We start from the raw sequence: 13,919 nt of genomic DNA, 5'->3' as shown, positions 1-13,919 counted from the left end.
GAAAGATCATGTCGTTAGTGTTTATTGGACTTGGCGTTTTGTTGTTGCTTTTACTCATGGTTGTCTTTAAGTTAAACGCTTTCATTTCTTTGATTATTGTCTCTTTAATTGTTGCTGTGTTAGAAGGGATGACACCACTAGAAGCGATCGCTTCCGTCGAAAAAGGACTTGGCAGTACGCTCGGACACCTGGCACTCGTTCTCGGTTTTGGAGCGATGCTTGGTAAATTGATGGCTGATTCTGGCGGTGCTCAACGTATTGCGATGACACTCATTGACCGATTTGGCATCGGAAAAATCCAATGGGCAACGATGCTGACTGGATTTGTGATTGGAATTGCTCTATTTTATGAAACCGGATTCATTATTTTAATTCCATTAGTCTTTACGATCGCCCAAGCTGCAAGACTTCCTGTGCTGTATGTGGGTATGCCGCTCGTCGCTGCACTCATCACCACACATGGCTTCCTCCCTCCTCACCCAGGACCGACTGCCATTGCGAATGTCTTTCAAGCAAACATGGGACAAACCTTATTGGTTGGGATTATTTTAGCGATTCCTGCTGTTTTAGTAGGCGGACTTCTGTTTACGAAACTATTTAAAAAAGATCAGCTGCACGCACATATTCCAAAGAACTTATTTAATCCAAAGGAATTCACAGAAGAAGAAATGCCTAGGTTCGGCATTAGCATTTTCACCGCTGTTTTGCCTGTATTGCTTATGACATTCAGAGCTTTTCTAGAAATTTTCTTCCCATCCTCCCCATTGCTGCCAACCGCTGAGTTTTTAGGCGAACCGGCGATTGCACTATTAATTTCAGTGCTGCTTGCCATCTACACGTTTGGGCTTGGAAGAGGAAAAAGCATGCAGGATGTGATGAAGTCCATCACGGATTCTATCGGCTCTATTGCTATGATTCTATTAATTATTGCAGGCGGCGGCGCCTTTAAACAAGTGCTCATTGATAGCGGCGTCGATCAATACATTGCAGGGATCATGCAAGGAAGCACACTTTCTCCCCTGCTTCTGACTTGGCTCATTGCTGCTGTCCTTCGTGTCTCTTTAGGATCAGCCACTGTCGCCGGTCTCACGGCGGCCGGCATTTCTGCACCACTGATTGGCCTGACAGGTGTCAGCCCTGAATTAATGGTGATCGCAACAGGTGCCGGCAGTATTACGTTCTCTCATGTGAATGATGCGGGTTTCTGGATTTATAAAGAATACTTTAACCTATCGATGGCCCAAACCTTTAAAACGTGGACATTGATGGTGACCGTGCTTTCACTTGTCGGACTAGCTGGTGTTCTTGTTGCTGATTTGTTCATGTAGGAAATTAAATTGTAAAAACCATTGACTTTTTCTCGAAAAGGTTGAATAATTGTGTTTATTAAGAAAATTGAATCAAAAGGTAACCTTATTAAGAGTGGTGGAGGGACTGGCCCTGTGAAACCCGGCAACCGCTGTTCCTAGGAACAGAATGGTGCTAATTCCTTAAGCAAGCATATGCTTGTTTGAAGATAAGGCAGAGTTCTCACAGTATATGATGCTCTTCCTTATCCAAGGAAGAGCTTTTTTATTTGATTTTTTAACTTGAAGAAAGAAGGGATTCAGCATGACACAAGTACAAACCATTGGAAAGAAAACAACGAAACCACCATTCCGCGCAGATCAAGTAGGAAGTTTACTTCGTTCAGAGCGCATCAAGGAAGCACGCAAGCAAAAAGCAGACGGTACGCTGACAGCAGAGCAGCTCCGACAAATTGAAAACGAAGAAATTACACGTATTGTAGAGAAACAAAAAGAAATTGGGTTAGAGGTTGTCACAGATGGCGAATTCAGACGTGCATGGTGGCATTTTGACTTTCTTGAAGGACTCGATGGGGTTGAAGGATTTGAAGCAGATCAGGGCATTCAATTTCATAATACGACGACAAAAGCTAGAGGTATCAAGGTAACAGGCAAGATCGATTTTACAGATCATCCAATGCTGGAGGATTATCGCTTCCTTCACAGCATCGCTGGTGATCATACGGCTAAAATGACGATTCCAAGTCCGAATATGCTCTTTTTCCGTGGAAAGCTTGAAGAAGGGGTGTATGACAGCTTAGAGGAATTCCACCATGATGTGGCACAGGCGTATAAGAAAGCCATCCGTGCTTTTTATGATGCAGGCTGCCGCTACTTGCAGCTGGACGATACAGCATGGGCGGTGTTCTTTTCTGAAAAAGGCCACGAACAAATCAAAGCCTTTGGCCGTGAAGAAGATGAACTTCGTGAATCGTTTGCGAAGACAATCAATGAAGCTGTTGCCGACCGCCCAGAGGATTTGGTGATCACCATGCATATTTGCCGAGGTAACTTTAAATCGACATGGGCAGCTGAAGGTGGTTACGAAGCAGCGGCAGAAACAATTTTTGCCGGCTTAGATCTTGATGGTCTCTTTTTAGAGTTTGACGACGATCGTTCTGGCGGATTTGAGCCCCTTCGATATGTGAAGAACCCAAATCTTCAAATCGTACTAGGCCTTGTCACTTCAAAATACGGAGAGCTTGAGCCGGTTGAACAGATTAAAAAACGCATTGAGGAAGCAGCTCAATATGTGGACATTAACCAGATTTGTTTGAGTCCACAATGCGGGTTCGCCTCAACAGAGGAAGGCAACCTGTTAACAGAAGAGCAGCAATGGGAAAAGCTGCGTCATGTGATTGAGATTGCTGATCAAGTGTGGAAATAGGTGGAAACTTACAGAAAAAGCTGACCTTCATAATAAAGAACCGCTTTTTTTAGCGGTTCTTTATTTTTTGTCATCTCAATCGACATTATGCTAAGTTTAATCGTAATACTTCTATAGTTGAGTTAAGAAGATAATGAACATAAGTTATCTTCTTAAAAACCATCTTTTATACTCATAAGTTGTCTTACAACAAGTTGTGTAGATTGATATACATCTAAGTCATCTTTCTTTCTTGCCAGAATATCCCCTACTGAAATTCCCCTGAAATCGTTTGGCAAATTATTTATCATTGATTTTAATTTTTCTTCTATCTTTTTTCGTTCATTTTCATCCAAAAGATCAATATTCACCAGCTCTCTCCATTCGTCTTTTTGAATCAGTCGATTCCTTAATTCTATTAAAATTAGATCTAGCCAAGCTGGCTGACCGAAGGTAAAGTTTAATGCAATGGTTTCTTCAGAAGAACTAGTTGAATGCCAACAACCTCTTGGAAGAAATAAAAATGAGCCCGTATCTAAAATCAATTCCCTTCCATTAGATAAATTTTCATCAGGAAATTCACCATTCCAATACGACTTTAATGGATCTGGCAAATGAGGAGCCTCGATTAATTCATAATGTTGAAGTGGATTTACTGTATTAAAATTTTCAGCCAACTTCCATTTCTTTTTCCCTTTAAGTTGAAAAATGAAATTGCAATACGCATCAAAATGTGCTGAAAATCCAGCTGATTCCTTAGCAGCGTACAATACTGCTTTCGCCATTGTTCCCTCAGGCAAACCTAACAGTGATTTTAGTTTGTTAATAGATTCACGAAGCTCTGGTATAAATATTTCTGTGAAATCAAATTCTAAGGCAGCTCCTTTTTCATACCAACTCATTGCCTCTTCAGGTGGAACTAAAAACTTGTTAAGGATCCCCCCTGTCTCCTCAATTATTGCATCCCCAACAACCATTACTGGATTTTTATATATCTTTAGAATATTCTCCAAGCTGGATATACTTTCGATTCCAGGAACTGAAAAAAATCGTTCTAAACTTCCTTTGTTATGTAAAAAACTATTTGGCCAATATTCATTTAAAAACTCATCAGAACTCATCTCGTTTAAAACGTCGTCTAATATATTTCCATTTATTATTTTCATTATTTACCTCCTACACTTATATTTCCAAATACAATTATACAAAAAGCAAATCCAATTTCAACTAGTAATCTTAACATTCAGATAAAAATAATAGATTGTCAAAAGATATCCCATAAAAAATAATATGTATTCAAGGATCGACAGAATTATTTTTAAAAGACTTATGGACAAAAGAGATTAAAGGTATTATTCCTATACGTTTGTTAGTATGCATAATCATCACAACATAAAAGATTATCCTATTCCATTTAGAATTCAAATTCAGTGGTTAGACAACTCTCTAAAACAATAAACGTCTCTTCAGATTAAAATAACCCATGATTCTAGACATTTTTTGAATTTTCTCCTATTTCTTTTTCACAAACTCTAACTCTATTTTGTAGCAGCAATTTACTCATCACTTTTCACTTTATAAACTTTAAAATTTGTCAAAAAAATCATTGTTTAAATATTGAAAAAAATATAAAAAATGTGCTATCATGACTTTCGTTAGGGTATGAAATTGAAATTTAAGACATATATAGGAGGGATATTACATGAAGAAGGTTTATAAAACTCCACGTCTCGTTGAGATTCGTAATGTAGTTGTTGCTGGTGGACATTAATCCAATAAAACCCTTTTAGAAATGGACAATAAAGGAGGTGAATCACATGAAAAAAGTTTATAAAACTCCACGTCTCGTTGAGATTCGTAATGTAGTTGTTGCTGGTGGACATTAATCCAATAAAACCCTTTTAGAAAAGGATAATAAAGGAGGTGAATCGCATGAAAAAAGTTTATAAAACTCCACGTCTCGTTGAGATTCGTAATGTAGTTGTTGCTGGTGGACATTAATAACTGTTTTTTCATACCCTAACACTTTATGAAAGGAGTGTTCATTCTTTGCTGACTCATGATGAATGTTATTTATATAATGATTTTGTCAAAGAAAATCAACTATACATATACCCGTTGATAGGTAATAAAATTTTAAATCATACCCTTTCAGGTTCTGAAGAGACAATTGTTGATATGGGAACTGGTCCTGGTTATTTAACACATTATTTATGTAACAATTCAAATGCCACTATCTATGCTACTGACATTAATAAAACAATGTTAGAACTAGCCAAAAATCAAATAAATACATGTCTTAATAAAAAAAATGTGATTTTTGAAATACAAGATGTTCATTCATTAACGTATGCTAATGAATCGATTGATGCACTAGTTTCTTATTCATGTCTCCATCATTGGGTAGAGCCAGTAAAGGGATTAAAAGAGTGCTATAGAGTGCTAAAACCGGGAGGTAAAATCATCATTATTGATACTCACCCTATATCTTTACTCTCCTTGAATAGCCTAAAAAAACAAATAGACTCAAAGTATATAAGTATTTTGGAGGAAGCCTTCTTAGAAAGCTATACTGAAAAACATGTAGGTGAAATGCTTACACGCGCAGGTATTTCAAATTATTCATTCCATCCTTTAGAGTTCTCTGTTGAAGAATTTATGGAAGTTATTGATGAAATTGGAGATATTCCAACAAGTATGGATACAAACGAGCCAAAGCCACAATCTTGGTATCTTGTTATAGAAAAAAAGAATGGAGGGAATCCAAATGGAAAGTAATACAATTCTCATAAAGAATCCTGATAATGTTACAAGAAAGTACTTAAAAGGTATCATTATCGAACCAGGCATGTCCCTAAATCAAGTCGCTGCTGATTTTTATGAACGAATTGACGGGCAAAGAGAGTTTATTTCAATAGTAACGGAAATTGCTGAAGAATATGATACAGATGTTCAAACTTGTATAGAAGACCTGCAAGCATTGAGTAAACAATTAATTGAAAAGGAAGTTGTATATGTAAAATGAATAAACTTAACAACGATATTCTAGAAAACATCTATAAAAACATTTCAATTAAGAGAAGCAAAACAATCGTTAATTACATTGCAATGCTAATGGCACTAGCGAGAGATAATGAACTAAACGAGGATGATTTAATTAATTGGATTCACAGTAAATTAAGTGAAATAGGATATTTTCAAGAAAAAAACCGTTTATTTACTCAAAACAAATTAGATGAATTTGTCTTAGAGTTTATTGAAGGAAGAGCACTATTATATGATGATATCAGCATAACTGAAACAAAACAAAACGAATATGTCATCAGTAGCAAACTGTGGTACAAAAAGAATCCACCTGAGAGTTTTTTTTATTTTGGTATTGACCCTGAAGATTTTTCGAACTATGCACAAAAACTTGCACAAATAAACGCCGAAAAACTAGGCATCTCAATCCATTTTTCTGAGGATCAAGCGAATGAAAAAGAAGTAGCCCATATCCAGCTGTCAAAAAAATGTCCTCTTTCAAAAGAATTGACAGTAACTCAGCCAAGTTCAAAAGACTTCTCGTGGTTAACATGTTTTTTCAATGAACATTGGGGTGGAACGACTATGGTGTCTAAAGGAACAACTTATAATGTTTTAAATGAAAACATTTTGTTGGCTAAACGTGGAGATTATATAGTAGGAATATTAGTTTACAAAATATTCAAAGAAGAGGCAGAAATCCTGACTTTGGAGGCTCTAGAAAAGTACCATGGTGTTGGAAGTAGATTACTTTTTGAGTTAGAACAAAATCTAAAAACACAAAATATACACTCTATTAATTTAATCACTAGTAATGATAACTTAAATGCAATTAGGTTTTATCAAAGAAAGGGATATTCTTTCAAAAACATCTATATTGGTGCAATTGATAAAGCAAGAATGGTTAAACCTACAATTCCCTCTATAGGAAATTACGGAATACATGTCAAAGATGAATTAGAATTTGAAAAAAGGTTGATACAATGACTATAAAAAGCAGATTGATTGTTATTGCGATTTCACTCGGAGTATTTGCTAGTTCAATGAGTACTACCATGTTATTTATAGCCTATCCTGAGCTAGTTCAATTTTATAATATTGATTATGAAGTCATGCAGTGGAGAAACATCGCTTTTTGGTCTTTCTTCGGGGTTTTCATGCCCTTTTTTGGCATCATGGCCAAAATGACAAATGTTAAAAAAATGTTTTTAATAGGGTTAAGCTTATTCACTATTTCTTGCTTGCTTAGTGCTTTTTCATCTAACTGGGGAATGTTCTTGGTAGGGCAATCTCTTCAAGGTTTAGCTGATGCTATGATTGTTCCAGTGCAAGCTGTGCTTATTAGAAGCATATTTAGTGAAGATAGAATTGGTTGGGCATTTGGATTACAAGGTTCAGTGATGGCTGCATCAGCGCTGTTAGGTCCATCATTAGGCGGTTTGATTATACAGAGTATGAGATGGCAAATGATATTTTTGTTACTAGGGCTAATTGGATTGATAGCACTTGTTCTAGGGTTGATACTAGTTCCTAATATTAAAACATCAACTAAATTTATTTTTGGAAATTTACCTATAGTAGGAACTTTAAGCTTACTTATAACCTTTATATCCATTCAAGGAATATTTATTAGTGAAAGTGACGTTTGGATTTTAATTGGTTTTGCAGGTTTTGCTTCATTTTTGTACGTTGAATTTTTCAATAAAGTCCAAACAAAAATCATACCCCAAGATTTATGGAGTAATAGGCCATTCTTAATCAATGCGCTCAGAGGTTTTTTTATTTTTTTATCCATAAATGCTATTGCTACGTTTACCCCGATTTATTTTAGAATGTCTCAAGGATATGAAGCTAGTATAGTAGGCATGGTATTACTTGCAAGCCCTATCGTGATGATTTCACTAGGTGCATGGGGTGGAAGACGCGTGGATAAGTCATTAAATAAAACGATGATATTTGGTCTAACTTTATTATCAATATATAGTATTGGATGCATTCTCCCCGGTGAAAACTCTTTTCATTATGTATATTTTGTCTTGGTGTTCATTATAGGTGGTATTGGTGCTGTAATGGTGCTGCCGGCTCAAAATAAAGTAGCCTTAACTTCTTCACCAAAAACTGAAACAGGAACCTATATGGGATTATTTCAGATGGTTCAATTTACCACGGCAAGCGTAGCGGGTGTCTTGTTTGCTCCAATCATACAATCATCAACGAATACAGAAATATCAGTATCCGGTTATCAGATGATTGGTGTCACCTCTACTGTTTTCTTTCTCTGCTCAATGCTTATTGTAATTATAGAAGCGAAAATAAATAGACGAAAAATAGTAGATAATAATGGAGAAATTCAACTTAATAATAAGGAATGATCATTAATGTGCGGAATAGTTGGATTGGTTAAGTTTCATTATGATGTTACTTCACATGAAGTTCTTTCTATGAAAAACATGTTGGAAGAAATCAATTACAGAGGTCCAGATGGAGAATTTTATCATATAAACGGAAGAGAAGCATTCGGATTTTGTAGACTTGCGATAAATGATATTACTCATGGTCATCAGCCATTCGCTAATCATGACGAATCTATTATTGTCATGGTTAATGGTGAGATATACAATCATCATGATCTTAAAAGCAAACTAAAAAGAAAACGAGCTTTCCGTAGCCGGTCAGACTGTGAAATTGCATTATACTTATATGAAGATTATGGAATAAATTTCTTGAATTTTTTAAATGGAATGTTTGCAATCAGTATTCTAGATAAAGTTCAACAGAAGCTTTATCTTATAAAAGATAGGTTTGGCATTAAACCTTTGTTCTATAACTTTACGGGAGAACGTATTATCTTTGCATCAGAAATTAAAGCTTTATTGCAATATCCTAATTGTCCACGCACATTTGATTGGATGGAAGCTTTAAGTGATTCTTGGTTAGCTGGGCATGTTTCTAATAACATAACGCCCGTGGGGAGCTTTTTTTCAGGGATTGAAAATATACCAGGTGGACATTACATCGAAGTGAACCTCAGAAATAAAACAGTGAATACAAAAGAATACTGGAACATAACCAAAATTCCTACACATCACCTATCGAAAAATAAAATCATAGAGAAATATATAAATCTTTTAGACACTTCTTCAACAAAATGTTTAATGAGTGATGTAGATATAGGTTTATTTTTAAGTGGTGGTATTGATTCTGTGTCAATAGGTCATTTTGTAGCAAAACATACAGAGATCAACAGCTTTTCTGTTGTAAGTAGAAGTACCATTATTAACGGGGATGCAGAGTATGCTTTAAAAGCCGCACAGCATTATCATTTTAATGAACACTTTGCTGATTTTAATGAGTATACTATGGACTATAGTATCGATGATTGGAAATCTCTTTTATGGTTATGTGAGAGTCCTTATTGTAGTGCCGAGCAGCTCTATAAATATCATCTTCATAAATTCGCAAAACACTCGAATCCAAATATAAAAGTAATATTAACTGGGCAAGGTAGTGATGAATTTAATGGTGGATATAGCCAACTTTTTTCTGAAAGGGATCCAACCTGGGCCACTTTCATGCAATCGTTAAAGATTTTGGATAAAAACAAAGCAAAGAATTTACTGAATGACCCGATTAATACATGGGATAATTTATTTCAAGGAAGTTTATTAAAAAATAACTTTTTTAAGACCAAAAACAATCCTTACTTAAACTATGTTTATTCCAAGTATAGAGATATTCAGATGTATAACTGCTGGATGGAAGACAGAATTGCTGCTGGGAACCATATAGAGAATAGGGTTCCTTTCTTAGACCACAATCTCATTGAGCTAACACTTGGTGTTGAAGAAAACAAGTATGCTGATCTTTTTTTTGATAAAAACATACTTAGAGAAGGTCTTCTAAAATATACAGATATTCCCGAAACATTAGTAAAGAGACCTAAAGTTCCATTTTTTTATGGGAAAGGGGTTAAGTCTACTAGAAATTTAATTTTGAATATCCTAAAGAAGAATAATTATGAAATAATTGATTATGCTTTTAATAAAAATAGTTTTGTTAATATAGATTCCATCTATCAATTTGCAAAAACCATTGAAAATCATCATGACTTAGAAAATATTGAGTTCTTAACACGGTTAATCAATATGGGAATGTTAGAACAAATGTCGAGTGATTTATCGGTAAAAGTTAAGGGCACAAATAAAATTAGCATTCCTCCAAAAAGAAATATACACAAGTTACACTTAAACCAAGACGATGCTCTAACGATTAATACATTACACGTTCCAATACTAAAAGAAAACATAGATGTTTTAATGCCTTTGCATGAGGATAACTTATTATATATCACTATTAATAATAGCATTGAATACCTTGTTGATTCACGCGATGATTATGAATGGTTTACCTTTTTAAGTAATATCAATGGCATCAAATCCATAGAGGATATTTTATCTCGAAACAATCTAAAATTTGAAGATATAAAAGAAATACTTGAAGAAGCAATATTACTAGGTATTATCGAATTGAAGATCAAAACTTCTCTTCAAAAGCTTAAATAAATATATTCGAAGAGCATATGATTTACTTGAACCACGCAACAATTTAAAGTGTGGTTTATTTTTTGTTCAATTTTGTCTTTTTCATAAAAAAGGCATTATCACCATCATGCCTCTAGAGGAGACCCAAAGAATGATAATGCCTGATTCAAATTGTTTTTGTATTATTTTCACCGTTTCAAGACACCATATGTCCTTAAAGAAACGAAACAATATTTTCTCTGTTTAGTAATCCAAATGTTCACCATTTGTCGCAATCACTTGTTTATACCAATCGAAGCTTTTCTTTTTCTTTCTATCTAATGTACCGTTTCCTTCATTATCACGGTCAACATAAATGAAGCCGTAGCGTTTTTTCATTTCAGCCGTTGATGCGCTGACAAGGTCAATTGGGCCCCAGCTTGTATAACCGATCAGGTCAACTCCGTCTGCGATCGCTTCTCTCGCCTCTAGCAAATGGCTTCTGAGGTAATCAATTCGGTAATCGTCTTGAATTGATCCGTCTTCGTCTACTTGATCGACAGCACCCAATCCATTTTCTACGATAAACAATGGTTTTTGGTAGCGGTCATACAGCTGATTCAGTGTCGTACGAAGCCCTTTCGGATCAATTTGCCAACCCCAATCACTTGCTTCTAGATAAGGGTTTTTCACACCTTCAAATAGGTTACCGCCAGTCACTTGTCCAAGAATCTCTGGATCTGTACTTGTCACAAAGCTCATATAATAACTGAAGCCAATATAGTCAACTGTATGGTTTCTTAAAATGTCTTCGTCCCCGTCTTGGAACTCAATGTTGATGTCATTTTCAAGGAAATAACGTTTCATGTAACCTGGGTAATAGCCTCTTGCCTGTACATCTGAGAAGAACAATGTTTTACGGTCTTGCTCAATTGCAGCAAACATATCTTCTGGTCTTGAGCTGTACGGATAAGTTGTCATCGCTGCAATCATACAGCCGATTTTCGCATCAGGAATGATTTCGTGTCCTGCTTTGACAGCTAAAGCACTTGCAACAAATTGGTGATGCGCTGCTTGATATTGAATGCTTTTCTCGTCATCACCCTCTTCAAATACAAGTCCGCCGCCAGTGAAAGGCGCATGTAATACAACGTTGATTTCATTAAAGGTCATCCAATATTTCACTTTGTCTTTAAAGCGAGTGAACAATGTTTTCGCGTATGTTTCATAAAGATCCACAAGCTTACGGTTTCTCCATCCGCCGTAGTTTTTCACAAGTGCGAGCGGCATTTCATAGTGAGAAATAGTGACAACTGGCTCAATTCCGTGCTTATGCAGTTCATCAAATACTTTTTCATAAAAAGCGAGGCCTGCTTCATTCGGTTCCGCATCGTCGCCATTTGGGAAAATACGCGGCCAAGAAATGGATAGTCTGAAGCACTTGAATCCCATTTCTGCAAAGAGTGCAATATCTTCTTTATAGCGATGGTAGAAATCGATTGCATCATGATATAAGTTAAGGTCTTTCATTGATTCATCGAATGGGTGCATAATACCATTTGGTGATACATCAGCTGTCGATAAGCCTTTTCCATCTTTATTATAAGCACCTTCAATTTGGTTGCCCGCAACAGCGCCGCCCCATAAGAAACCTTTAGGAAATGTTTTTTCTAACTTGTTCATGTTGAATACCCTCCTCTTTTTCTTCTACACTGACTGTAAGCAGTGTCTCTTTCACTGTAATCGTTCCATCTGTTTTCGCATCAACTTGTGCATAATCATTCGTGTTGGTCACAATAACAGGTGTGGTGACATCATAGCCTTCTTGCTGGATACCCTTTATATCAAATTCAACGAGCACATCTCCTGCTTGAACAAGATCACCAGACTGCACATGACTTGTAAAATACTTTCCGTCAAGTTTTACCGTGTCAATCCCGACATGAATGAGAAGTTCTGTACCTTGTTCGCTCTTCAAGCCAATGGCATGTTTTGTGTGGAAAATGGTTTCAACCTTGCCGTTGAAAGGTGCTACAACACGCCCAACTGTTGGTACAATGGCTGCACCTTTACCCATGATTTCATTAGAGAATGTTGCATCATTTACTTGATTGAGCGGCTTTAGTTGACCTTCAAGCGGGCTTTGTACCACTTCATTTTGAAGTGCTGCTGTGTCTTTCTTATCTTCTGGTTTGTCTGCTTTTGTATCATCTTTCACTGGTACATCTTTGAATCCTAGAACAAGTGTCATGATCGTTGCTACAACAAATCCGATCACTAAACCGATGATTGAGTAGACAAATGTTGGTCCAATGAATGTTGGGAGACCTGGGAGGCCTGCTGATCCAGATATCACATATGATTTTACTTTAAAGATTGACATGAACACGCCGCCTGCTGCTGCACCAATGAGGGCTGCAAGGAACGGTTTTTTCAATCGCATGTTCACACCATACATAGCAGGTTCAGTAATACCCATTAAGGCTGTGATACTTGTAGACATCGCCAATGATTTGAATGTTTTGTTTTTTGATCTTAAGAAGACACCGAATGCTGCGCCTGCTTGTGCCATATTCGCTACAAACATCATTGGAAGAATGTAGTCAAAACCGTTTAACGTAATGTTGTTGATCATGATTGGAAGCAGTGCATAGTGCATGCCCGTAATGATCAATGGTGACATGAATCCGCCGATTAAGAGTCCGGCCAAAATACCTGCATGTTTAAACAGTAAATCAATTCCACCTGAAAGGCCATTTCCGATAATTCCACCAAGCGGTCCAACCGCGATGAGCATAATTGGTACAACGACAAGAAGTGTGACCGTTGGAACAAGGATGATCTTTAATGATTTCGGACTATATTTTTCTGCGAATCTTTCAACATAAGAGCCGAGCCAGATGGTGAGTAGAATTGGAATCACCGATGAAGAGTACACAACGGCAACCACTGGCAAGCCTAGAAATTCTGTATTTCCTGCGCCCAGTAAAGCGGTTAACTGCGGGTGCAGTGCTGCTGCTGCAATGGCAGCCGCGATATACTGATTTGTGCCAATTTTTTTGGCTACGCTTACAGCTAGTAGAATCGGTAAGAAGTAAAAGGCTCCATCTCCGATAGCTGTTAAAATGGCATACGTGCTGCTTTTATCTGATATCCACTGGAACGTGAGCATCAGTGCCAAAATCCCTTTGATCATACCGGCTCCAGCGATAGCCGGAAGAATCGGTGTGAAGACACCAGAGATAAAATCGAAAAGCTTTGATATCACATTTTGCTTTGACGCTTCTTCTGTACCGCTTGACTTGACATCAGTTGATAGACCTGAGTCAGCAATCATCGCTTGATAGACATTTGAGACATCATTGCCAATAATGACATGATATTGACCTCCGCTTTGATTGACGCCCATGACGCCGTCTGTTGATTGCAGTTTCTCTTTATCCGCCTTGCTTTCATCGTATAAGTTGAAGCGAAGTCTTGTCATACAATGCGTGACGTGCTTAACATTCTTTTCACCGCCGACAAGTTCTAGCACTTCTTTTGCTGTTTGTTTGTGGTTCATTGTATTACCCTCCAATCGTTGATTTAATCTTGATATAGAAAAAACCTAAACATCCATTAATGTCCGAGAAATAGCGATTCAGACATTAATCGATATTTAGG

The 13,919-nt window shown here is 36.7% G+C and carries 10 protein-coding genes and 1 riboswitch; of the genes, 7 read left to right on the top strand and 3 right to left on the bottom strand.

Going from position 1 to position 13,919, the window contains the following annotated elements:
- The first annotated feature begins 8 nt into the window (after positions 1-8).
- Positions 9-1,328, top strand: a complete 1,320-nt coding sequence (locus ACLGGR_RS05995; RefSeq protein WP_410972694.1) for a gluconate:H+ symporter — start codon at positions 9-11, stop codon at positions 1,326-1,328.
- 82 nt (positions 1,329-1,410) lie between these two features.
- Positions 1,411-1,523, top strand: a riboswitch (SAM riboswitch).
- Between the two features lie 88 nt (positions 1,524-1,611).
- Complete coding sequence (locus ACLGGR_RS05990; protein ID WP_024423919.1) at positions 1,612-2,733, top strand: 5-methyltetrahydropteroyltriglutamate--homocysteine S-methyltransferase; 1,122 nt, start codon at positions 1,612-1,614, stop codon at positions 2,731-2,733.
- 152 nt (positions 2,734-2,885) lie between these two features.
- On the opposite strand, the gene ACLGGR_RS05985 is transcribed toward ACLGGR_RS05990, so the two are convergent.
- Entirely contained in the window at positions 2,886-3,878 is a 993-nt protein-coding gene (locus ACLGGR_RS05985; protein ID WP_047202926.1) for a JmjC domain-containing protein, read from the bottom strand.
- Between the two features lie 883 nt (positions 3,879-4,761).
- On the opposite strand from ACLGGR_RS05985, the gene ACLGGR_RS05980 reads away from it, so the two are divergent.
- The 5 genes from ACLGGR_RS05980 to asnB are packed head-to-tail and all read left to right on the top strand — an operon-like array spanning position 4,762 to position 10,298.
- Positions 4,762-5,490: a class I SAM-dependent methyltransferase gene (locus ACLGGR_RS05980; RefSeq protein WP_081125102.1), complete on the top strand. Its 729-nt coding sequence runs from the start codon at positions 4,762-4,764 to the stop codon at positions 5,488-5,490.
- Positions 5,480-5,737, top strand: a complete 258-nt coding sequence (locus tag ACLGGR_RS05975; protein WP_081125105.1) for a PqqD family protein — start codon at positions 5,480-5,482, stop codon at positions 5,735-5,737. Before ACLGGR_RS05980 ends, ACLGGR_RS05975 begins: the two co-directional genes overlap by 11 nt.
- Positions 5,734-6,723, top strand: a complete 990-nt coding sequence (locus ACLGGR_RS05970) for a GNAT family N-acetyltransferase (protein WP_081125108.1) — start codon at positions 5,734-5,736, stop codon at positions 6,721-6,723. The genes ACLGGR_RS05975 and ACLGGR_RS05970 overlap by 4 nt, the downstream gene beginning before the upstream one ends.
- Complete coding sequence (locus tag ACLGGR_RS05965; protein ID WP_410972693.1) at positions 6,720-8,108, top strand: MFS transporter; 1,389 nt, start codon at positions 6,720-6,722, stop codon at positions 8,106-8,108. Before ACLGGR_RS05970 ends, ACLGGR_RS05965 begins: the two co-directional genes overlap by 4 nt.
- Before the next feature lie 6 nt (positions 8,109-8,114).
- On the top strand, positions 8,115-10,298 hold the full coding sequence (gene asnB, locus ACLGGR_RS05960; protein ID WP_410972692.1) for an asparagine synthase (glutamine-hydrolyzing): 2,184 nt from the start codon (positions 8,115-8,117) through the stop codon (positions 10,296-10,298).
- A 222-nt stretch (positions 10,299-10,520) separates the two neighbouring features.
- On the opposite strand, the gene bglH is transcribed toward asnB, so the two are convergent.
- Complete coding sequence (bglH, locus tag ACLGGR_RS05955; RefSeq protein ID WP_410972691.1) at positions 10,521-11,939, bottom strand: aryl-phospho-beta-d-glucosidase; 1,419 nt, start codon at positions 11,937-11,939, stop codon at positions 10,521-10,523.
- Positions 11,911-13,818, bottom strand: coding sequence for a beta-glucoside-specific PTS transporter subunit IIABC (locus ACLGGR_RS05950; protein ID WP_323649273.1), 1,908 nt, complete (start codon positions 13,816-13,818; stop codon positions 11,911-11,913). Before ACLGGR_RS05950 ends, bglH begins: the two co-directional genes overlap by 29 nt.
- Between the last annotated feature and the right edge of the window lie 101 nt (positions 13,819-13,919).

This window comes from Bacillus sp. BD48, assembly GCF_046566805.1.
Classification (GTDB): domain Bacteria; phylum Bacillota; class Bacilli; order Bacillales; family Bacillaceae; genus Bacillus; species Bacillus safensis.
The sequence above is the reverse complement of the archived record's forward strand: the minus strand, read 5'-3'. Positions and strand labels throughout refer to the sequence as shown.

Bases quoted from the DNA above. Each gene is read 5' to 3' on its own strand.
- ACLGGR_RS05995 (WP_410972694.1), top strand. From the start codon at position 9: ATGTCGTTAGTGTTTATTGGACTTGGCGTTTTGTTGTTGCTTTTACTC.
- ACLGGR_RS05990 (WP_024423919.1), top strand. From the start codon at position 1,612: ATGACACAAGTACAAACCATTGGAAAGAAAACAACGAAACCACCATTC.
- ACLGGR_RS05985 (WP_047202926.1), bottom strand. From the start codon at position 3,878: ATGAAAATAATAAATGGAAATATATTAGACGACGTTTTAAACGAGATG.
- ACLGGR_RS05975 (WP_081125105.1), top strand. From the start codon at position 5,480: ATGGAAAGTAATACAATTCTCATAAAGAATCCTGATAATGTTACAAGA.
- ACLGGR_RS05970 (WP_081125108.1), top strand. From the start codon at position 5,734: ATGAATAAACTTAACAACGATATTCTAGAAAACATCTATAAAAACATT.
- ACLGGR_RS05965 (WP_410972693.1), top strand. From the start codon at position 6,720: ATGACTATAAAAAGCAGATTGATTGTTATTGCGATTTCACTCGGAGTA.
- asnB (WP_410972692.1), top strand. From the start codon at position 8,115: ATGTGCGGAATAGTTGGATTGGTTAAGTTTCATTATGATGTTACTTCA.
- bglH (WP_410972691.1), bottom strand. From the start codon at position 11,939: ATGAACAAGTTAGAAAAAACATTTCCTAAAGGTTTCTTATGGGGCGGC.
- ACLGGR_RS05950 (WP_323649273.1), bottom strand. From the start codon at position 13,818: ATGAACCACAAACAAACAGCAAAAGAAGTGCTAGAACTTGTCGGCGGT.